Here is a 21,413-nt window from a genome sequence, read left to right on the forward strand (position 1 = left end):
GCGAAGGCCTCGCTCAGGATCTCCTGCCGTTCCTCGTCGTTCCAACGGCGACGCCGCTCCGGCCCGGAAAACACCGTGATCTGACCCATCGACCGCTCCTAAGCGCACTCTTAAGAGCGCACTTAAGACCGCTCGCTCACCTCATCGGCAAGGCGGGCTTCGCCGGATGGGTACAGAGCCACAGACGCATAGTTCGTTTCTTCCCACTTTGGCGCGTGCTTTGGGTTTCGCAGTCGCCCTCGGAAACTCCGAGATCGTCTGTCTGCTCGCCTGCATTTGCGGTGTCCGGAAAAATCTCAGTTCCTCGTTAGCCTCCTGGTAGTAGGCCTGTCGCTCTGCGTTCCAGTCCTCAAATTCCATCAAAAGCAAATCTTCGGAATTTGTTTTGCCCGCAAACTTCGGCGCGTCAGTCGCAATGCCGATCACTCTCTTGATAGTCGGCATTCTGAGCTTTGCAGCCCCACACGCTATCTCAAGCATGCCGGAACGTACCTCCCGATAGGTCTCTGAGTTTCGGAGATCATCTGAAGCTTTGAGTTGAAGGAACACGTACACCATGCCTTCGTAGAATGAGGGCATTAGCGAGACATTACGAACCACTGGCGCATCAGATTCTGGGAAGTTTCTTATCGACTTCAGCATGAAGTCCGAAAGGCCCCGCCGAGAAAAACGCGGCTCCATGGCCATGAAATGCAAGGCGCTCTTGCCGTGGAAAGGCTTGCTGTTTCCGCCAAGCACACCCTTGAGCGCGTTGTTGGACGTGATCTGTAGCAAGCGATCCCAGAAATACGAAGTTTGGTTTGCCGCTTTCCGTCGCGCATATGGCTCGCTGCGCTCAAAGTCGAACCACTCGCCTTCACCGATATGAACCGTATCGAACGCGTCGAGTGTACCGATCATATGGCGGTTTTTCTTCTCGTCAAAATTGAGGAAGTAGTGCGCGATGACATCTTCCTCCCCGCAATACGATAGGGCGTGACGCTGAATCGCTCCAAGTTTTGCATCCAGATAAGCCGTGAAATCGAAGATCGTATCGAGTTCGGTCAGGGCGATTTCCAAATTCTCGATATCGAGAATGTGGACGGGATGGTTCCGATCAACCTGCACGAAAAATGGGTGATCTAACCGCTCGCCTTTCTCCTCGTAGGAGATCGCCAAGCTACCCGAAACGTTTGCCGAAGAAGCTCGCTTGCAAGCCTCTTTCACGCCATGCGCAACAACGATCTTATGACACCTCACCTGGCCTGGATCGATAGGAATAGGAAATGGCTGTTTCTTCTGAGGATCTAGATAGATCGATCGCCCGGAACGAATGTACCTCTCCGCGCCGTGGGCGGTGGCAACCTGCTTGTCGATGACTTCCTTGCGCCAGCGTTTCCAAGCCAGATTAACGTCTTCTGGATTTTGGTCGAATCTCCGATTTTCTCGGTCGAAGAAAATCAGAACATCATTCTGAAAGACGACGAGCAGGTCGCACAGTTCTTTTCCATCGTCGCGGCACGGATTAGGATAACTCCAAAGGCGCAAAAAGGTGCGGTCGCACAATTCCGCCAATAGCCGCTCAGTGGGCGATACTCCTTCAGATTTTAAGATGGCCATGGCGGATCATATCACGGCTGGAACGGCACGTTCCAATAATTACGGCATACGTATCGGCAACGAAAACAACCTTATCGCTTTAGGCGAAGTTCCGCAGGTGGCACGTCTGTTCGGTGCTCACAGAGCCCGAAAGCTGCCGGTCCAAAATCGGCCATTTCCAGTCCTCTCAAACAATCGCCGCCGTCATCCCCCCTCCCAAAAAACATCCCCCTACCAATGTAGGATAATCTCTGATCTATCCTGCCAGATGAAACCCCGGCGCCTCACCTCCATGCTCGCACCCTCGGCCCCACAACCGGGCCGCCGACCCGTGACCTGCAAGGCGCGTCACCGGCGCGGTGCTGTGACCCGATCGGCGCGTTCCCGGTGCGCCGGTATGACCCGGCTGTCGCGTCGCGGGCGCTTGCCTGCCGCTTTGCAGGTGCAAAACCCCGTAAATGGCGCGCATCGACACTGTGAACTTCCGGCCCGTGACCCTGGTGGCGCGTCACTATGACCGCAATCCCCCCATCGCAGTGGCGCTTGGGGCGTCCCAAGCAAATCCTTCGCTTGCGCCCGCGCCGTCGCCGCCTATCTCTGTCGCCCACCGAATCGCAGTTTGAAAGCCTGACATGACCGCCACCCATTCCACCCGCATGTTGATCCTCGGCTCCGGCCCGGCCGGCTTGTCCGCCGCCATTTACGGCGCGCGCGCGGGCCTCGCGCCGATCGTGGTGCAGGGGATGCAGCCGGGCGGCCAGCTCACCATCACCACCGACGTCGAAAATTATCCCGGCTTCAAGGATGTGATCCAGGGCCCCTGGTTGATGGAACAGATGCAGGCGCAGGCCGAACATGTCGGCGCGCAGATGATGTATGACCAGATCGTCGACATCGATCTCTCCGAACGCCCCTTCCGCCTGCGCGGCGACGGTGGCACCCTTTATGTCGCCGACACTTTGGTCATCTGCACCGGCGCGCAGGCCAAATGGCTGGGCGTCGAGGGTGAGGAGCATTTGCAGGGCAAGGGCGTGTCCGCCTGCGCCACCTGCGACGGCTTCTTCTATCGCGGCAAGAAGGTCGTGGTGATCGGCGGCGGCAACACCGCGGTCGAGGAAGCGCTCTACCTCACCAACCACAGCCATGACGTGACGCTGATCCACCGCCGCGATTCGCTGCGCGCGGAAAAGATCTTGCAGGCCCGCCTTCATGCCCATCCGAATATCAAGGTGCTGTGGAACAAGGCCGTCGACAAGTTCGTCAGCGGCGGCACGCCCGAAGGGCTGGTCGGCGTCGACCTGACCGACACCGTGACCGGCGAAAAGTCGCATGTGGCCACCGACGGCGGCTTCGTCGCGATCGGCCATCACCCCGCGACCGAATTGTTCGAAGGCAAGCTGCCGCTCGACGAAGGTTATATCGTGGTGGAAAAGGGCACGACCCGCACCGCCATCCCCGGCGTCTTCGCGGCGGGCGACGTGACCGACAAAATCTATCGCCAGGCCGTCACCGCCGCCGGCATGGGCTGCATGGCCGCGCTGGACGTCGAAAAATTCCTGGCGGAAGCCGATTTCGAGGAACTGGTCGAGGCCTAAGCTTCTCCTTCAGCGCCTTGCATCGCGTTCTCTATCATGATAGTAGAGAATATAGATGCAAGGCGCATTTCGTCTAAGCGGTCCGCCGCAGGACCAAGCTCTCTGGGACAGGATATCCTCTTATAGGATTGGCCCGGAGGACGCAGATTTTCCCTTCGAAGCGCGACTGGCGCGGGAAAATGGCTGGACGCTCGATCATGCCCGGCGGGTGGTCGAGGAATATCGCCGCTTCTGTTTCCTCGCGGTCACCGGCCCTGATCAGGCCACGCCATCCGATGCGGTCGATCAGGCCTGGCACCTTCATCTGACCTATAGCCGCGATTATTGGGACCGCTTCTGCCCGACAATATTGGGCCGCCCCCTCCATCATGAACCGACCCGTGGCGGTCCGGCGGAGCAGGGGCGCTTCTTCGACCAATATGCCCGCACCCTGCGCCGCTACGAACAGATTTTCGGGGAAGCGCCCCCCGCCGACATCTGGCCCGATGCCGCCCGCCGGTTGCTCCACGATCCGCGCGCCCGCCGCGTCCATCCGGCCGACGCGCTGATCCTGCCCCGCCACCTGTTGCGCCGCATGGCCCTGCTTCTCCCCATTCTCGTCCTGATCCTCCTGTCGATTGGAAAGATGGTGTCCTATGCCCTTGAATCCCTTTGACCTGACCGGTGGCCCGTTCCTGCTGCTCTATATCGTCCTGCTGCTGCTGGCGACGATCGCCGCCTTCCGCATCCCGCACCGGCTGCGTTCGGACGGGCGCGCGGGTCAGTCTTTCGACGCGGATCATCTCGCCTATCTGTCCGGCGGCCCGACCCGCTATGTCGACACGCTGGTCGCCCGCCTGCTGACATCGGACCTGCTGACCCTGTCGGGCCGACACAAGTTGATGTCGAAAGGCGCAGGTCAGGGGCGAACCGCAGCGGAGATGCACGTCCTCGCCCTGCCGGGAGAGGTCGGATGGAGCGCGATCGAACGCGCCGCCATCGACTATGCCGAACCGATCCGTCGCGATCTGGTGCGGCGGCATCTGCTGATCGATGAAGACAAGGTGCTGCTGCTCCGCCTCTGGCAGACCCTGCCTTTCGCGGCACTGCTGTTGTTCGGCGCGATCAAATGGGAAGTCGGCACGATGCGCGACCGCCCCGTCGGTTTCCTCACGGTCCTGCTGGTGCTGACCTTCATCTTCGCGATCATCCGCTTCGCATCGGTCGACCGGCGCACCTGGGCCGGCATCGCCGCGCTGGAGGATGCACGCAGCAGCGCGGACCGATTACGGCGCGCGGCGGTGTCGGACGAAATTCCGCTGGCCGTCGCCCTGTTCGGCACGACGGTCCTCATCGGCTCCTACTGGTCCGACTATCATGACTTGCGCCGCGCCAGCAGCAATGATGGCGGGAGCAGCAGCAGCGACTCATCGTCGGATGGCGGTTGCGGCGGGGGAGGATGTGGTGGGTGCGGAGGCGGGGGCGACTAAGTGATTTCGAGTGAAATGGAACATTTCACGGCTCGGAAATCACGGAAAGCAAAAATCAGCCGCCGACCTTGGCCTGTGCAAAGGCGACCAGCGATCCGAACGTCTCGAACGTGTCGCCGTCAATATCCTCATCGTCGATCAGGATGTCGAAACGATCCTCGATCTCGGTCAGCAAACCGGCGACCGCCATGGAATCCAGTTCCGGCAGCGCACCGAAAAGGGGCGTGTCCGCGTCGAAGGCGTCGACCCGATCCTGCGTCAGGCCGAGCACGTCGCGCAGCAAGGCCCGCATCATGCTGTCTACATCGAGTGTCCGGTCGACCGGCTGAGAATTTTGCGCCTGCATAACGGTCGCCTAACTAGTGGTTCGCGCGCTAACCTACAAGCGCGGAAATGGCCGTCCGCGCCGCCGGCAACCAACTGGACAGGTAACGCGGATTGAAGGCGTCGATCCGGTGCAGTGCAATGCGCCTCTCCATCCAGTCCCGCTTATAGCCATTGTCGCCGGTGCCATAGTCGATCCGGCTGACCCGGTCCTGATCGATCGCCTGCTCGAACATGCGATGGCTCAGCAGCGTGCCAGGCGATCCGCCATCATGCGCGCTGTCATGGCTCAGCTTGTGGATCAGCGCGACGCCATGCTCGACCGTCCAATATTGCGTCGCCACCGCTTGCCCATCGATACGGGCAAAACCCAGCCGCAAAGTCCCCGCCGCGCTTTCCCGCTCGGCCAGATCGCGCAGGAAATCGAGGCCTGCGTCCGGCTCCGCCTGCTTCCAGCTCCGCGAATGGACATCGATATAATCCCGCCACAGCGCATCGGTCAGCCTGCTTTCGATCGACAGAGTATAGGGACTGTTGCGCCCCTTGCGACGAACCAGATTGCGCAGCTTGCCGGGGCGCTCTGCCCAATAATCGGCGAAGCTGCGACCATTGACATCCAGCAGATAGCGCCCGCCCATCGGCCGTTGTACAGTGAACCAGCCCGCCTGCCGGAGCACGCTGACAAGCGGCCCCGTCTCTTCAAGTGGATAGAGGTCGATCTGAGCATGACTTTTCAGCAACTGGCGGGCCATCGCTTCGGTCAGCTTTTGCTGCACGGCCGCGTCCGGCGCGCCAAGGAAGACCGGCGCCCATCTGAAACTATACCAGTTGGCGATCGCGCTCGCCCGGCGCGGGGCAGGGGACAGAAGGAACAGCCAGCCTTCCCGACCGTCTTCTTGCCCATGAAGGATACGGACGGGCATGTCGGGAAAACAATGATGATGCAGTGACGAGAACCAGTCGAAACGGTCGAACAGGCCGGGCACGCGCGCACTATCCAGCCGGCCGGCAACCGCCTGCCTTGCCTGATCGAGGCTGTGATATTCCCTTGTCGCCCGCAACCGACTATCTCCGCCCTCAGTCACTTTGTTGGCCTTGGCCCCGCATAGGATAAAAACATCGATATGGAGTTAAGCGTTTGTGACTAACTATTTCCCCATGATCGATGGCGCGCCGGTGCAACCGATAGATCATCTGTTGCTGCGTGGCGATCCGGCCCGTCCGGCGCTGGATGGCCGATCGGGCAGCTATGCCTATGCGGAACTGGAAGAGACGCTGGGGCGACTGGCGGGCTGGCTCGCCGGATTCGGGCTGGAGCCGGGCGCGCGGGTCGCAAGCTGGATCGCCAAGGGGCCGGTCGCCGCGCTCATGCCGCTGGCCGCGCCGCGCGCCGGCCTCGTCCATGTGCCCGTCAATCCGCTGCTCAAACATGCTCAGGTCGCCCATATTCTGGCGGATAGCGGCGCGGCACTGCTCATTGCCACGGGCGCGCGACTCGACAGCCTGCAACCCGGTGATGTGCCCGCTTCATGCCAACTCCATCGGGAGGATGACGCCGCCTGCGCCATGAGTGGCGGTCCCGCGATCGGCCCCTCCACCGCCGCCCCGAATGATCTGGCGGCGATCCTCTATACCAGCGGATCGACCGGTCGCCCCAAGGGGGTTGTGCTGACCCATGCCAATTTGTGGCTCGGCGCGGTGGCGGTGGCGGATTATCTCCATTTGACGGAAGAGGATCGCACCGCCTGCGTCCTGCCCTTCAGCTTCGACTATGGGCAGAATCAACTGCTTTCCACCTGGTATGCCGGTGGATGCGTCTATCCGCTCGACTATCTGACGCCGCGCGACGTGCTGAAGCTGGTCGATCGGCGCGACATCACGACGCTGGCGGGGGTGCCGCCGCTCTGGGTGCAACTGGCCGAACTGGACTGGCCGGCGGAGGTTGCGGGGAAGCTGCGGCGCCTGACCAACAGCGGCGGCGCCTTGACTCGCCCACTGGTAGCAAAGCTGCGCGCGCTGTTCCCCCAGGCCGATCTTTACCCGATGTACGGGCTGACCGAGGCGTTCCGCTCGACCTACCTGCCGCCCGCATTGGTCGACAGCCATCCCGACTCGATGGGCCGGGCCATTCCCTTCGCGGAAATATTGGTGGTTCGCCCCGATGGCAGCCTGACGGATGCGGGTGAGCCGGGGGAACTGGTTCATTGCGGCCCGCTGGTGGCGCAGGGCTATTGGCGCGATCCCGCGCGCACGGCGGAGCGTTTCAAGCCCGCGCCAGCCGCATCGCGCTATGGCGGCATGGCGGTCTGGTCCGGCGATACGGTGCGGCGCGATGCCGAGGGTCTGCTCTATTTCGTTGGTCGCGACGACGCCATGATCAAGTCCGCCGGCAATCGCATCAGCCCGACCGAGATTGAGGAGGCGGCCGTCGCCATACCGGGCGTGGCCGAAGCGGTCGCGCTGGGCGTAAAGGATGATCGGCTGGGGCAAGCGGTACGCCTGCTGCTTCGCTCTGCCGATCCGACCATCACGGATAAGGTCACCATTCATCTCAAACAGGAACTGCCCAACTTCATGCAGCCCAGGGACATGGTCATAGTGTCGGAATTTCCCCGTAACCCCAATGGCAAGATCGACCGGGTCGCACTGGCAAAGGACTATGGCGCATGAAGTCGATGGGACCGATCCCGGCCTGGTTCGCAGCGGAAGAGGGCATGTTGCTGATCGGCGGTTGCGGTGCGGCCAGTCTGGTGGATGAAGCGGGCGATACGCCGCTTTTCGTCTATGACATGGATATCGTCGGCGCGCAGGTGCGTCGTTTCCGGAGTGCCATGCCCGATGCGCTGCACCTCCATTATGCGGTGAAGGCCAATCCCTATGCGCCGTTGCTGGCGCGGATGGCGGGGCTGATCGACGGTTTCGATATCGCGTCGGGTGGCGAACTGGACATGGCGCTCGGCGCCGGGATGGCACCCGACCACATCAGCTTCGCCGGGCCGGGCAAGCGCAATGACGAACTGGAGGCCGCGATCTTCGCGGGCGCCACCATCCATCTGGAATCGGAGGGGGAAGGGCGCCGCGCGCTCGCCGCAGCGGAAAAGGTCGGCAAGACGCCGCGTCTGGCTGTGCGGGTAAACCCGGATTTCGATCTGAAGGGATCGGGAATGAAGATGGGCGGCGGTGCCAAGCCCTTTGGCGTCGACGCCGATCGGGCGGGTGCGCTGGCGCGGGCGATGATCGATGCCGGGGCGGACTGGCGGGGCTGGCATATCTTCGCGGGCAGCCAGAATCTCGATCCCGCGGCGATCATCGCAACGCAATCGGCGACGATCGCTCTGGCAGCGCGATTGTCGGATCAAATCGGCACGGCGCCGCCGCTGGTCAATCTGGGCGGCGGCTTTGGCCTCGCCTATTTCCCCGGCGACGAACGACTCGATATCCGGCCGATCGGCGTGGCGCTGGACAGCGAAATGAACAGTTTGCCCGATATTCTCAAAACCAGCGAATTCGCGATCGAACTGGGGCGCTGGCTGGTGGGGGAGGCGGGTGTCTATCTGACCCGCGTCGTCGATGTGAAGACCAGTCAGGGCGAAATCTTCGTCGTGGTCGATGGCGGCCTGCATCATCAATTGGCGGCCAGCGGCAATTTCGGCACCGTCGTCCGCCGCAACTATCCGATCGCGATCGCCAATCGCTTCGGCGCGTCGCCTGTGCCCGATCCGGTGACGGTGGTAGGGTGCCTGTGCACTCCGATCGACCGTCTGGGCGACAAGGTGGCGTTGCCACCTGTGCAGGAAGGCGATCTGGTCGCGATCTTTCTGGCGGGGGCTTATGGCGCGTCGGCTAGTCCTTCCGCATTTCTAGGGCATCCAAGTCCTCGCGAACTTTTACTTGGCTGATTTGTGCACTATTTAACTCCTAACGGTATCTTTACCCTTTGGCGGCACAAGAAGCCCAAAGCCATGTGCTGGCAGGCGACCGTTCCCTTTTGCGGCGGCCCGTTGCGCACGGCTCTTCAAAGGGGTTGGACTATGCGTTTCATGTCGGTTTCCAGACTTCTGATCGGTGCGTCGCTGCCTGCGGTCGCCCTGTCGGGCTGCGCCACGGCGCCGTCAGGACCGCAATTGCCGCCGGCCTCCTTCGTGTCGACGCAGGAAGGGCCGGGCGAGGAATATGTCATCGGCCCGCTCGATGACCTGACCATCTTCGTGTGGCGTAACCCCGAACTGGGGGCGAAGGTACAGGTGCGCCCGGATGGCCGCATCACCACGCCGCTGATCACCGACATGCCGGCCGTGGGCAAGACGCCCAAGATGCTGGCCGAGGATATCAAGCTGGCGCTGACGCAATATATCGAAAATCCGCTGGTGTCGGTCATCGTCAACAATTTCAACGGCACCTACAGCCAGCAGGTGCGGATTGTCGGCGCGACCGAAAAGCCCGCCTCCATTCCCTATCGCGCGAACATGACCCTGCTCGACGCGATGATCTCCGTCGGTGGCCTGTCCGAATATGCGGCGGGCAACCGCGCGCGCCTCATCCGTTTCGACAAGGCGACCGGTAAGCAGAAGGAATATCAGGTCCGCCTCACCGACCTGCTCAAGAAGGGCGATACGCGCGCCAATGTGCAGCTCGCGCCCGGTGACGTCATCATCATTCCGGAAAGCATGTTCTGATCATGGCGGGCCTTTACGACGAACTGCTTGTCCTCCTCCATGGCATATGGAGCCGCCGCTGGATCGCGCTGGGCGTGGCCTGGGGCGTCTGCATGCTGGGCTGGCTGGGCGTGGCGCTCATCCCCAACAGCTATCAGTCCAAGGCGCGGGTCTATGTGAACACCCAGTCGCTGCTGGAGGACAAGATCGGCATCACCCAGGTCCAGTCCCAGCAGGATCTGGACCGGGTGCGCAGCACGCTGGCCAGCGCCGAGAATCTGGAAAAGGTGGTGCGCGACACCGACCTGTCCCAGTCGGTGTCCGGTCCGCGCGATATCGCCGCGAAGATCACCAAGCTGCGTGAGAATATCACCGTCATGGCGCAGGCCGATCCCAGCATGATCGACATCAGCGCCATCTCCGCCGATTCCAGCCTGTCGGACGGGGCCAATGCGCGCATCGCCCAGCAGGTGGTGCAGAAGCTGATCGACATCTTCCAGGAAGAAAATCTGTCGGGCGACCGCAACCAGACCAAGCAGAGCCTGGCCTTCCTCGACCAGCAGATTGCCGCACGCGGCAAGCAACTGGAGGCGGCCGACCAGCGCCGTGTCGAATTCGCCCAGCGCTATATCGGCCTGCTACCCGGTGCCGGGTCGATCAGTCAGCGCATGGACGCGGCCCGCGCGGAAATCAGCAACATCGATTCGCAGCTTGTGCAGGCGCAAAGCGCGCTCAGCGCGATGAACGGCCAGTTGGCCGGTACGCCGGCAACCCTGCCGGGCACGACCGCAACGGGCGGCGTGTCGCCGCTGGCGCAGGCGCAATCGAACCTGGCGTCCATGCGCGCGCGCGGCTGGACCGCCAGCCATCCCGATGTGATCGCTGCCCAGCGTGAGGTCGATGCCCTGCGCAAGGCGGGTGGCGGCAGCGCGGCTGCGGCTGGCAGCACGCCCAATCCCGCCTATCTGTCGATCAAGTCGATGCAGGCCGACCGCGCCGCCACGGTGCAGGCGCTCAGCACGCGCAAGGCGCAGTTGCAGGGCGACCTCAACACCATGATGTCCAAGCAGGTGAACGAGCCGGGCGTCGCGTCGGAACAGGAAAAGATCGAAAGCGACTATGCCGCGCTCAAGGCGCAATATGACAAGCTGGCGGCCGATCGCGAGGAAATCCGTCTGCGTGGCGACGTGAAGACCGAAACTGGCTCCGTCCAGTTCCGCGTCATCCAGCCGCCCAGCACCCCGACGGCGCCCTCCGCGCCCAACCGGCCGCTGCTGCTGCTGGGCGTGCTGATCGTGGGGATCGGCGCGGGTGTCGGTGTCGCCTTCGCTCTGGGACAGCTCAAGGGCACGTTCCCGACTGCCGCGCGGCTGGAAAAGGCGATCGGCCTGCCGGTCGCCGGATCGATCAGCCAGACGGTCAGCGCGGCGCAGGTCGCGATCGACCGGCAGCGCATGAAATGGTTTGCGGGGGCAAGCGGTGGTCTGGCCGCCGTCTGCCTGCTGCTGATCGTCGTTGAATTTGTCCAGCGTGGTATGGCGTGAAGGATCCGGACAAGATGAACCAGCATACCCCCATCAAGGGTCGGGGATCGCTGATCGAGCGGGCCACCGAAATCTATGATTTCAACGCCGCGCTGCGCGGGCGTGCCGCGCCTGCCGTCGATGTGCCTGCGGACCTGCCGCCTGCGCCCGCGCCGATCGCTGCCGCGCCCGCCATGCAGGCGCCTATGACGCCGGCTGCACCGATCGTGCCGCCCGCTTATCGCGCGCCCGACTGGACCGGGCCGAAGCAGCCGATCGATCGGATCGCGCTAAGCGAAGCGGGTTTCATCCGCCCGGATGGTCCGGTGACGGCGATGAGCGAGGAGTTTCGCCTGCTCAAGCGTGACCTGCTGAGCCAGCTTCGCGATAACAAGCGCGGCAATCGCATTCTCGTCTGCTCCGCCCATAGCGGCGAGGGCAAGAGCTTCTGCGCTATCAATCTGGCGCTCAGCCTGGCGGCGGAAAAGGACAGGGAAATCCTGCTGGTCGATGCCGATTTCGGCAAGCCGGGCATTCCCGCCAAGCTGGGTCTGGAGGCGGGCCCCGGCCTGATGGATGCACTCGCCGATCCGATGATCACGATCGAGGACTGCGTTATCCGCACGGATATCCCCTCATTGTCTGTCCTGCCCGCCGGGCAGCGCAGCAACAATGACACCGAATATCTGGCGTCCGCCCGGACCGAACAATTGCTGCGCCGTCTGACCGACGGCCGCCCGGACCGCATCCTGATCTTCGATTCGCCGCCCTTGCTGGCGGCTTCGCCGGCCGCCGAGCTGGCCAGCCATGCGGCCATCGCGCTGCTGGTGGTACGCGCCGACAAGACGACCGAAAGCGCGCTGCGTGATGCGGCGGGCATGCTCAAGGGCGGGGCGCAGGTTCAGCTTCTGTTGAACGCAGTCCGCTTCAGGGGCGGTGGCCGCCGGTTCGGCAGCTATTATGCCAAGGGGGATAACCAGTCATGACCGTCCGGCAGATGTTAGCGGGCGCGTCGCTCGCCGCGCTGGCTGTCGCTACGCCCGCGCTTGCCCAGTCGGGCACGGAAAAGCGCACCAGCGTCACGCCCTATATCGGCATTGATCAGGTCGTAGCTGGCCCGATCAAGGGTGATGGCGATGTGCTGACCTATACCAATGTCACCGCTGGCGTCACGGCTGAGGTGAAGACCCGCCGCGTCGAAGCGGCGGTCGACCTGCAATATAATCACAGCTTCGGCTGGGGACCGGCGACCGATCAGGATGTGCTGACCGGCGTGGGCCATGCCACGGTCAATGTCGCACGGGGCCTGTCTATCCAGAGCGGCGGGCTGGCAACGCGCGTGCGCACCGATGGCCTGTCGGGCGCGGCGACGCAGCGCGATACCTATACCAGCCAGGTCTGGTCCGGCTATGTCGGCCCGGCCTATACGACGCAACTGGGCGACTTCAACGTCAACGCCTCTTATCGCCTCGGCTATGCGCGGGTCGATGACGGCACGAACCTGAATGACGGCAATGCCCAATATAACGGCTCCTTCGCCGATAGCTGGACCCATAGCCTGACCGGATCGATCGGCTTTTCGCCGGACACGGTGCTGCCGGGCGTGGGGCTGACGGCCAGTGCGGGCTATGACCGGGAAGATGCCAGCCAGCTCGACCAGCGGTTCGAGGATGCCTGGGGCCGTGTCGACGCGACCGTGCCGGTGACGCAGACCGTCGCACTGGTCGGCGGTGTCGGCTATGAAGAAATCAAGATCAGCCAGCGCTCGCCCGTTCTGGACGAAGATGGCACGCCGCTGATCCGCAACGGTCGCTATGTCACCGACAAAAGCTCGCCGCGCGCGCTGATCTATAATTTCGACGATATCATCTGGGATGTCGGCGTTTTGTGGCGGCCCAATCACCGCACCTCGCTTCAGGCGCGGGTGGGCGAGCGCTATGGCGGCATGACCTATCAGGGCAGCTTCGTCTGGCAGGGCCATGACAGCAGTTTCGCGCTGATCGTGTTCGACGGCATCGACAGTTTCGGCCGCATGATCAGCGCCGATGTGGCGGCGTTGTCGGGCAGCAGCTTCGACGTCGCGCGCAATCCCTTCACCGGCGATATCACCGGTTGCGCTTTCTCCACCACCGGGGGCGGTCAGTGCTTCAACGATGCGCTGGCGGGCATCACCGATGCCAATTTCCGCTATCGCGGCGTGTCGGCGCAATATTCGCGGCGGCGTGGCCCCTGGGGCTTTGGCCTTGGCGCAGGCTATTCGCAGCGCAAGTTCATCACGCCTGAAGGGCAGACGGTGCTGATCCGTGGGTCGCGGGATGAAAACTGGTACGGCAACGGATCAGTCACCTATGCGGTCAGCGATCGCGACAGCATCGATCTGGTGACCTATATCAACTATTATAATGCCAGTGGTGGGCGGCCCGACGTACTCAACTATGGTGCGTTCAGCAGCTATTATAAAAGTTTGACCCGTCGTCTGTCGGGTTCCGTCTCTCTTGGTTTGGACGGCGTACAGGCGGACGATATCGACACCATCATCAGCGGCATGGGGCAGGTCGGCCTGCGCTACAGCTTCTGACGGGTCGCCTGGGAGACGAAGAGATGTACGATCAATTCTACGGTTTGCAGGGCCGCCCGTTCCAACTGACGCCCGACCCGCATTATTATTTCGAGAGCGCGACGCACCGCAAGGCGCTGTCCTATCTCGGCTATGGGCTGGCGCAGGGGGAAGGCTTCATCGTCATCACCGGCGACATCGGCGCAGGCAAGACCACCCTGGTCGGCCATCTGATGCAGACGATCGATCCGGCCCGCCTGACCGCGGTCAAGATCGTGTCGACGCAGGTGGAGGGCGACGACATGCTGCGCCTCGCCGCGCAGAGCTTCGGCCTGGCGACCGATGGCCAGAGCAAGGCAGCGATCCTGCATCAGGTGGAAGGCTTCCTCTACGCGCAGGCACGGGCAGGGCGTCGCACGCTGCTGATCGTGGACGAGGCGCAGAACCTCCCGGTTTCGGCGGTCGAGGAATTGCGGATGCTGTCCAACTTCCAGTTGGGCGGGCAATCGCTGCTTCAGATTTTCCTGCTGGGCCAGCCGGAGTTTCGCGATCTCATCCGCTCGCCGGAACTGGAACAGTTGCGCCAGCGCGTGATCGCCACCCATCATCTGGAACCGATGATGGCGCAGGAGGTCGAACCCTATGTGCTGCATCGGCTGAGCATCGCCGGCTGGAACGGCAATCCGGCCTTCACCCCGGCGGCCTTCTCGGCGCTCTACGCCGCGACGGGTGGCGTGCCGCGCCGGCTGAACGCGCTGGTGAGCCGCGTGCTGCTGCTCGGCGCGATCGAGCAACTGCATCTGATCGATGAGGATGTGGTCGGCGCGGTCGTCGCCGACATGGGTCTGGACGTCGATGTCGCACCCGAACCGGTGGTCGCCTCCACCCTCGATACGGTCGAGGAATGGGATGCGCCGGAAGAGGACGTGATTGAGGAGGAACCTGTTTCGATCGCTGATCCGATCGAGCCGGAAGAAGCTGTCTCCGTCGCTGAACCGGAGGAGGAGCCGGCCTTCGCAGCTGCCGAGGTCGATCTGGTAGAAGAAGCGCCCTTCGCGGTGGCTGACGTCGATCGGTTGGAGGACGAAATCGAACTGGTCGACGAAGTTCCCATGATGGAGAGCGTCGAGCCGGAGACGGAAATTGCCGCGTTCGAACCGGAAGCGGAAGAGGCGGAAGAGGCGGAAGAGCCTGTCGAGGCCGAAATCGAAGAAACGGAAGAAACCGAAGAAGCTGTCGCTTTCGCTGTTGCTGATACGGTGGAAGAGCCGGAACCCGAAGCAACCCGCCCCGCCTTCCTGCGCCCGATTGCACTGGTGCAGCAGGAACCGGACGAGGAGGATGCCGAAATCTTCGATCTGCGCGACATCGATACGAGCGCGCGGGTCACGCCCTTCCTGCGTCCGGTGACGGATGGCAATGTCGCGCCCTTCGCGCCCCCCGTGTCCGAACGGGTGGTGGCATCCTTCGCTGCACCGGTGACGGTGGACGAAAGCGAGGATGAGCCGGTCGAAGCCTTTGCGGAAGAGGATGAAGCGCTCGAACTGGAGCAGGCCATTGCGGTCGATACCGGCATCGAAACCCTCCGGTCGGACATGCTGACCGAGATCGAGGCGCTGCGGGCGGAAATCGCGTCGCTGCGCGCGATGCAGGCCCATGCGCCCTTCGCCCAACCCGCGCCGCAGGCGCAGCCGGAAATCGATCCCGAAGCGCTCAAGGGCTGCTTCACTTTGATCGAGGAACGACTGGCATCGTTGGAATTTCGGGCCGAGGAACAGGATACGGCGTTGCGCCGCGTGCTGACCCTGCTGGTCGACTGGGTCGAGCGCGAAGAGCAACTCGCCGACGCGCAGGCCGTCGCCTGACGGCCGGAGGAACAGGCCCGATGCAAAATGCCCTGTCGGTCGATGTCGAGGACTGGTTCCAGGTTGGCGCGTTCGAGCGCACGATCCGCCGCGCCGACTGGGATGGCCTGACCCACCGGGTCGAGGGCAACAGCGATGCGGTGCTGGACCTGTTCGCGGCGGCTGGGGTCAAGGCGACCTTCTTCACGCTGGGCTGGGTGGCCGAACGCTATCCCGCGCTGATGCGCCGGATCGCGGATGCCGGGCATGAAGTGGCCAGCCATGGCTATGACCATGCCCGCGTCTTCACCTTCACGCCGGAGGAGTTTCGCGCCGACCTGCGCAAATCGCGCGCCATATTGGAGGATGCCAGCGGGCAGGCGGTGACGGGCTATCGCGCGCCCAGCTTCTCGATCGATCCGCGTACCCCCTGGGCGCACGGCATATTGGCGGAAGAAGGCTATCGCTATTCCTCCAGCGTCGCGCCGATCCGGCACGATCATTATGGCTGGCCGGATTCGCCGCGTTTCGCCTGGAAGCCGGTCAAGGATTCGCCGCTGGTCGAACTGCCGGTGACGACCGCCAAATGGGGCAAGCGCACCTTGGCGGCGGGCGGCGGCGGCTTTTTCCGTCTCTTGCCCTATGGCTTTTCGCGCTGGGCGATCCGGCAGGTGAATGAACAGGCGGGGCGGCCCGCCATCATCTATTTCCACCCCTGGGAAATCGACCCGGATCAGCCGCGCGTGCTCGATGCCCCGCTGCGATCAAAGCTGCGCCATTATAGCAATCTGTCGGTCATGGCGGCCAAGCTGCGTCGGTTGACCAGCGACTTCGACTGGACCCGCGTCGATGCGCTGGTGGAGGCGGAGGTCGCGCGCGCATCATGACGGTCGGCGATGGCGCCGGCCCGGCGATCAGCATATGGGACCCGGCGAACCCGGCGCAGGCCGCTGCTGCCGACGCCTTCGTGCGGGCGCAAGATCAGGGTACGCCCTTTCACCGCACCGCCTGGCTGCGCGCGATCACGCAGGCGACCGGTCATCGCTCGCTGTTGCTCGCCGCCCTCGGGCCGTCGGGCCGGATCGCCGGGCTGTTGCCGCTCCATCATGTGAAGAGCCGCTTGTTCGGAAATGCGCTGGTCTCCACCGCTTTTGCGGTGGATGGCGGCATATTGGCGCAGGACGGGCAAGTGGCGCACCAGCTTGCGAAGGCGGCGGAAGCGCTGGCGCGCGAGCGGGGCGGGCTGCCGATCGAATTGCGCGGTGGCATGGCGCCGGGCGACAATTGGGACCGGCGGGAGGGCGAGCATGTCGGCTTCGTCCGGCCGATCGCCGCCGATGATGAAGCGGAATTGTTGGCGGTCCCGCGCAAGCACCGCGCCGAATTGCGCAAGGCTCTGGCCAATCCCGCCCTGACCGCCGAGACGGGCCGCTCTGCCCGCCTGCTGCGCGACCATTATCGCGTCTATGCCGAAAGCGTCCGCAATCTGGGCACGCCGGTCTTCCCCGCCAGCCTGTTTCGCGCGATGCTTGACCGCTTTGGCGAGGATGCCGACATATTGGTCGTGCGCGAAGGGAAACGGCCGGTGTCGGCGGTATTCAACCTCTATCATGGCGGCCGGGTCATGCCCTATTGGGGCGGCGGTCTGTCCGACGCGCGCAGGCTGCGGTCCAATGAACTGATGTATTATCGGCTGATGGGCCATGGCCGTGCGCGCGGCATGACCCATTTCGACTTCGGCCGGTCCAAGGCGGGGAGCGGTCAGGCGGCCTGGAAGAAGAGTTTCGGCTTCGATCCACGCCCGCTGGTCTATCATGACTGGTCGGCGGATGGCGCGGCGCGCGATGTCAGCCCCGGCAGCGCCAAATATCAGCGGCGGATCGAATATTGGAAAAAACTGCCGCTGCCGGTCGCCAACATGATCGGCCCGATGATTTCACGCGGCCTTGGCTGAAATGCACATAAATTATTTAGCCGGAAGTCGTACTATCCGGCTCAGAATGGCAAGGGAAGTTTGACCATGAGCGTAATGACCGGTCTGGTCTTCGTCGTAGAGGAAGCGCGCCTGTCCGACATGGCAGTGGTGGCGGAAATCGACGATTGGGTTCGCGCCCATCCCGATTCCACGCCGTTCCAGCGTCCCGGCTGGATCATGGGCGTGCAGGCGGGCACCGGCCAGAAGGCGAAGATGCTGGTCGCGCGCTCCGGCGCTGGCGAGATATTGGGCGTGCTGCCGCTCACCTATATCCGGTCCGCCCTGTTCGGGCGCGCGCTGGTAGGCAGCGGTTTCGCGGTCGACGGCGGCATATTGACCACCCATCGGCAGGTCGGCGAAGGTCTGGCCAACGCCGCCTGGACGCTGGCGGAGCAACTGGGCTGCGCCACGCTGGAACTGCGCGGCGGCGAAGCCCCGGTCGACGCCCAATGGCAGGAAAAGGCCGACGCCTATCTGGGCTTTGCCCGGCCGCTGGCCGCCGACGATGAGGCGGAACTCAAAGCCGTGCCCAAGCGCCACCGCGCCGAAATCCGCAAGGGACTGGGCAATGACCTGGATTTCGAGATGGGCCGGGACAAGCGGCTGCGCGATATTCATTATCGGCTCTATGCGCACAGCGTCCATAATCTGGGCACGCCGGTTTTTCCGCGGGCATTGTTCGATGCGGTGCTGGACCGGTTCGGCGAAGATGCCGACATCGCCATCGCATCGAAGGATGGCAAGCCCTTGTCGGCGGTGATCAGCCTCTATCATGGCGGCGCCTGCATGCCCTATTGGCATGGCGCGGCCGATGGCGCGCGGGCGATGCGGTCGAACGAATTTCTCTATTTCAGCCTGATGCGCGCCGCGCGCGAGCGGGGATGCAGCATCTTCGATTTCGGCCGGTCGAAGGTCGGAACCGGGCCGGCCGCCTGGAAAAAGACCTGGGGTTTCGAAGGCGAACCGCTCGGCTATCATCTGCGCACCGCGCCGGGCAAGGAGACGCGCGACGTCAATCCGCTCTCGCCCCAATATCGGCGCAAGGTGGAATTGTGGAAGAAGCTGCCTGAATCGATCGCCAATCTGATCGGCCCGCATATCGCGCGGGGGCTGGGATGACGGGCGAGATCCTCTTTCTCTGCCACCGCATCCCTTTTCCGCCGGACCGGGGCGACAAGATCCGTTCCTGCCATCTGCTCAAACGTCTGGCGCAGGTCGCGCCGGTGCATGTCGGCTGCTTTGCCGATGACGATCGCGATATGCGCTTTGCCGCCGAACTGGCGCAGGTGGCGGCGAGCCAGTGCCTGCTACGGCGCGACCGATCGAAGGTCGTGGCGGGCCTGACCGGCCTTGCCAAGCGGCAGTCATTGTTGATTTCGCTGTTCGACCATCCCGACCTGCATCGCTGGGTGGGTAAGACACTGGCGGAGCGGCCGATCCGTGCCGTCGTCGCTTATTCGGCGCAGATGGCGCATTTCGTGCCGACGCTGCCGTCCGATGTGCGTTTCCTGATGGATTTCGTCGATTTCGATTCGGCCAAATATGCTGCCTATGGCGCGGAAGGCCGCGGGCCCATGGCCTGGATCAACCGGCGCGAAGGGCGGGTGCTGCTGGATTTCGAGAAGCGCGTAGCACAGTGGGCCGACATCTGCTCCTTCGTCAGCGAGGCGGAGGCGAGCCTGTTCCGCGATGTCTGCGGGCTGGGACCGGACCGGATCGTCGCCATCGAAAATGGCGTGGCGCTCGATTATTTCGATCCCGCAGCCGATTTCCCGGCGATCGATCATGGCGATGGCCCCTTGCTCGTCTTCACCGGGCAGATGGATTACCGCCCCAATGTCGAGGCAGTCGAAAGTTTCGCGCGCCAGACCTTGCCTGCGATCCGTACCGTCCATCCCGACGCGCGCTTTGCCATCGTCGGGCGTAATCCTGCGAAACAGGTGGAGGCGCTGGCCGACCTGCCTGGCGTGATCGTCACCGGCGGCGTGCCCGACGTGCGCGGCTGGCTGGCGGCGGCCGATGTCGTGGTCGCGCCGCTGCGGATCGCGCGCGGCATCCAGAACAAGGTGCTGGAGGCCATGGCGATGGCGCGGCCGGTTGTCGCTTCGCCACAGGCCGCCGAAGGGATCGACGCCACCGACGATCTGCATTTCCTGATCGCTGCCAACCCGGCCGAGGAGGCTGCGAAAGTCATCGCTTTGCTCGCCGATCCCGCGCGTGCGACCCGTCTGGCCGTCGCGGCGCGAGCACGGATGGAGGAACGCTATCGCTGGACGGCAACGCTGGCCGGTTTGCCGGACATGCTGTTTTCCTCCGACGGCAAGGCCGGTTCGCGCGCCGCATGACCGACCGCGCCATGCCCCTCGATCGCATACCGCTGATCGCGCTGAATGGCTGGCGCGGGCATCTGACGGCGCTGGGCGTGATCGCCTTCGCCATACTGGCGCTGTTTCTGGGCGATGTTCATACCATGGTATCGATCTGGTGGAATGCCTCCACCTTCGGCCATTGCCTGTTCATCCCGTTGCTGATCGGCTGGCTGGTGCAACAGCGTCTGCCGGGGCTGCGCCAGCTACAGCCGGTCGCCTGGGCGCCGGGACTGCTCTGGCTGGCGGCGGGGGCGCTCGCCTGGCTTCTGGGCGCGGCGGCGGGGGTGGCGATGGTTCGCCATGGCGCGCTGATCCTGATGTTGCAGGGCGCGACGATCGCGCTGCTGGGGCCGGCGGTAGCGCGCGCCTTGCTGTTCCCGCTCTTCTACGCCTTCTTCATGGTGCCGTTCGGGGATGAAATCGTGCCGCCGCTGCAATTGCTGACGGCGCGTATAGCCCTGTTGCTGCTCGATCTGACGGGGGTGCCCGCGCATATCGAGGGTATCTTCATCACCACGCCGACCGGCTATTTCGAAGTGGCCGAAGCCTGTTCCGGCGCGAAATTTCTGATCGCCATGACCGCCTATGGCGTGCTGGTCTGCAATGTCTGTTTCCGCAGATGGAGCCGGCGCATCCTGTTCATGGCGGGTGCGCTGACGCTGTCCGTGCTGGCCAATGGCGTGCGTGCCTATGCCACCATATTGGTCGCGCATCTGACCACGGTCGATGCGGCGGTCGGTTTCGATCATGTCGTCTATGGCTGGGTCTTCTTCGCGATCATCATGATCGTGGTGATGGCCGCCGCCTGGCCTTTCTTCGATCGTAAGCCGGGTGATCCATGGTTCGATCCGCAGGCGCTTCAGGGCGCTGTCGGGCCATCCCATGCCGGGCGGATCGCGGGTGCGGCGCTGGTCCTGATCTTTGCCGCGCCGCTCTGGCTGGCGGCAACGGCGGCCGCTGCCGATCCCCTGCCGCCGGTGCTGGCGATGCCGCAGGTCAGGGGCTGGGCCCGCACCGCCGATCCGCAGACCTATCCGTGGAAAGCCCGTTTCGACGGCGCGGATCATTTCGTCACTGGCCGCTACCGCAATGCGCAGGGGCAGGTCGTGGACCTGTCCATCGCCACTTATGACCGGCAGGATGAGGGACGCGAACTGGTCGGCTTTGCGCAGGGCGCGGCCGATCCCGACAGCGAATGGGTCTGGTCCTCGCCCGCCCGCGCCCCGGCCAATGCGCGCGGCGAGCAGATCACCGCGCCCGGCCCGGTCATCCGCCATGTCGTCAGCTTCTACCGTGTCGGGGACGGCGCGCCGACCGGCAGCAAGCCGCAGGTGAAGATCGAGACGATGGCGGCACGGCTGTTGGGGCGCGACCAGCGCGCCGTGGCCATTCTGGTATCGGCCGAAGAAGGGGAGGGGCGCCCGGCCGACGCCGCGATCACGGCTTTCCTCACGGACCTTGGCGATGTGCAGCCCCTGGCTGACCGCGCCGTCGGTATCCAATGACGCTGTTTTCGGCATTCTG

The 21,413-nt window shown here is 63.8% G+C and carries 17 protein-coding genes and 1 pseudogene; 15 read left to right on the plus strand and 3 right to left on the minus strand.

Features of this window, described 5'->3' with window-relative positions; all coding sequences use genetic code 11:
* Positions 1–141 precede the first annotated feature (141 nt).
* The gene (locus BMY84_RS14165; protein WP_093084687.1) at positions 142–1,599 is read right to left on the minus strand and encodes a hypothetical protein; all 1,458 of its coding nucleotides are present in this window, start codon (positions 1,597–1,599) and stop codon (positions 142–144) included.
* 611 nt (positions 1,600–2,210) lie between these two features.
* Between BMY84_RS14165 and trxB the strand changes: the two genes are divergently transcribed.
* From trxB to BMY84_RS14180, 3 genes are read left to right on the plus strand one after another with little or no spacing between them, the layout of a single operon-like run.
* Complete coding sequence (gene trxB, locus BMY84_RS14170; protein WP_093084688.1) at positions 2,211–3,173, plus strand: thioredoxin-disulfide reductase; 963 nt, start codon at positions 2,211–2,213, stop codon at positions 3,171–3,173.
* 55 nt (positions 3,174–3,228) lie between these two features.
* Positions 3,229–3,828, plus strand: a complete 600-nt coding sequence (locus tag BMY84_RS14175; protein ID WP_093084690.1) for a glycine-rich domain-containing protein — start codon at positions 3,229–3,231, stop codon at positions 3,826–3,828.
* Positions 3,809–4,642 (plus strand): TIGR04222 domain-containing membrane protein, encoded by an 834-nt coding sequence (locus BMY84_RS14180; protein WP_093084691.1) that lies wholly within the window; start codon positions 3,809–3,811, stop codon positions 4,640–4,642. The genes BMY84_RS14175 and BMY84_RS14180 overlap by 20 nt, the downstream gene beginning before the upstream one ends.
* Before the next feature lie 55 nt (positions 4,643–4,697).
* Here the strand turns inward: BMY84_RS14180 and BMY84_RS14185 are convergent, their stop codons facing one another.
* Together BMY84_RS14185 and BMY84_RS14190 are read right to left on the minus strand one after the other, a co-directional pair.
* Positions 4,698–4,988, minus strand: coding sequence for an acyl carrier protein (locus tag BMY84_RS14185; protein WP_093084692.1), 291 nt, complete (start codon positions 4,986–4,988; stop codon positions 4,698–4,700).
* A 28-nt stretch (positions 4,989–5,016) separates the two neighbouring features.
* Entirely contained in the window at positions 5,017–6,027 is a 1,011-nt protein-coding gene (locus tag BMY84_RS14190) for a GNAT family N-acetyltransferase (protein WP_093084693.1), read from the minus strand.
* Positions 6,028–6,124: 97 nt separating this feature from the next.
* Here BMY84_RS14190 and BMY84_RS14195 point away from each other — a divergent pair, with 97 nt between their 5' ends.
* The 12 genes and pseudogenes from BMY84_RS14195 (at position 6,125) to xrtA (ending at position 21,394) form a co-directional block, all read left to right on the plus strand.
* Entirely contained in the window at positions 6,125–7,636 is a 1,512-nt protein-coding gene (locus BMY84_RS14195) for an acyl-CoA ligase (AMP-forming), exosortase A system-associated (RefSeq protein ID WP_093084695.1), read from the plus strand.
* Positions 7,633–8,865: a pyridoxal-dependent decarboxylase, exosortase A system-associated gene (locus BMY84_RS14200; RefSeq protein WP_093084696.1), complete on the plus strand. Its 1,233-nt coding sequence runs from the start codon at positions 7,633–7,635 to the stop codon at positions 8,863–8,865. Before BMY84_RS14195 ends, BMY84_RS14200 begins: the two co-directional genes overlap by 4 nt.
* A gap of 132 nt (positions 8,866–8,997) precedes the next feature.
* The gene (locus BMY84_RS14205) at positions 8,998–9,642 is read left to right on the plus strand and encodes an XrtA/PEP-CTERM system exopolysaccharide export protein (RefSeq protein WP_093084697.1); all 645 of its coding nucleotides are present in this window, start codon (positions 8,998–9,000) and stop codon (positions 9,640–9,642) included.
* Positions 9,643–9,644: 2 nt separating this feature from the next.
* A complete protein-coding gene (locus BMY84_RS14210; RefSeq protein ID WP_093084699.1) occupies positions 9,645–11,165 on the plus strand; it encodes an XrtA system polysaccharide chain length determinant in 1,521 nt (506 codons plus the stop codon).
* Positions 11,166–11,179: 14 nt separating this feature from the next.
* Entirely contained in the window at positions 11,180–12,130 is a 951-nt protein-coding gene (locus tag BMY84_RS14215) for a P-loop NTPase (protein WP_093084923.1), read from the plus strand.
* On the plus strand, positions 12,127–13,722 hold the full coding sequence (locus tag BMY84_RS14220; protein WP_093084701.1) for a hypothetical protein: 1,596 nt from the start codon (positions 12,127–12,129) through the stop codon (positions 13,720–13,722). The genes BMY84_RS14215 and BMY84_RS14220 overlap by 4 nt, the downstream gene beginning before the upstream one ends.
* Positions 13,723–13,745: 23 nt before the next feature.
* Positions 13,746–14,984 (plus strand): annotated as a pseudogene (locus BMY84_RS30430) (XrtA/PEP-CTERM system-associated ATPase); the annotation flags it as partial.
* A gap of 602 nt (positions 14,985–15,586) precedes the next feature.
* Positions 15,587–16,432 carry an XrtA system polysaccharide deacetylase gene (locus BMY84_RS14230; RefSeq protein WP_093084705.1) on the plus strand — a complete coding sequence of 282 codons (846 nt, stop codon included), beginning with the start codon at positions 15,587–15,589 and terminating at the stop codon, positions 16,430–16,432.
* Positions 16,429–17,499 (plus strand): FemAB family XrtA/PEP-CTERM system-associated protein, encoded by a 1,071-nt coding sequence (locus BMY84_RS14235; protein WP_093084706.1) that lies wholly within the window; start codon positions 16,429–16,431, stop codon positions 17,497–17,499. The genes BMY84_RS14230 and BMY84_RS14235 overlap by 4 nt, the downstream gene beginning before the upstream one ends.
* Positions 17,500–17,565: 66 nt before the next feature.
* Positions 17,566–18,639 carry a FemAB family XrtA/PEP-CTERM system-associated protein gene (locus BMY84_RS14240; RefSeq protein ID WP_093084708.1) on the plus strand — a complete coding sequence of 358 codons (1,074 nt, stop codon included), beginning with the start codon at positions 17,566–17,568 and terminating at the stop codon, positions 18,637–18,639.
* Positions 18,636–19,865: a TIGR03087 family PEP-CTERM/XrtA system glycosyltransferase gene (locus tag BMY84_RS14245; protein ID WP_093084710.1), complete on the plus strand. Its 1,230-nt coding sequence runs from the start codon at positions 18,636–18,638 to the stop codon at positions 19,863–19,865. The genes BMY84_RS14240 and BMY84_RS14245 overlap by 4 nt, the downstream gene beginning before the upstream one ends.
* Positions 19,862–21,394 (plus strand): exosortase A, encoded by a 1,533-nt coding sequence (xrtA, locus tag BMY84_RS14250; protein WP_093084712.1) that lies wholly within the window; start codon positions 19,862–19,864, stop codon positions 21,392–21,394. The genes BMY84_RS14245 and xrtA overlap by 4 nt, the downstream gene beginning before the upstream one ends.
* Positions 21,395–21,413 lie beyond the last annotated feature (19 nt).

Source organism: Sphingobium sp. AP50 (assembly GCF_900109095.1).
Taxonomy (GTDB): Bacteria; Pseudomonadota; Alphaproteobacteria; order Sphingomonadales; family Sphingomonadaceae; genus Sphingobium.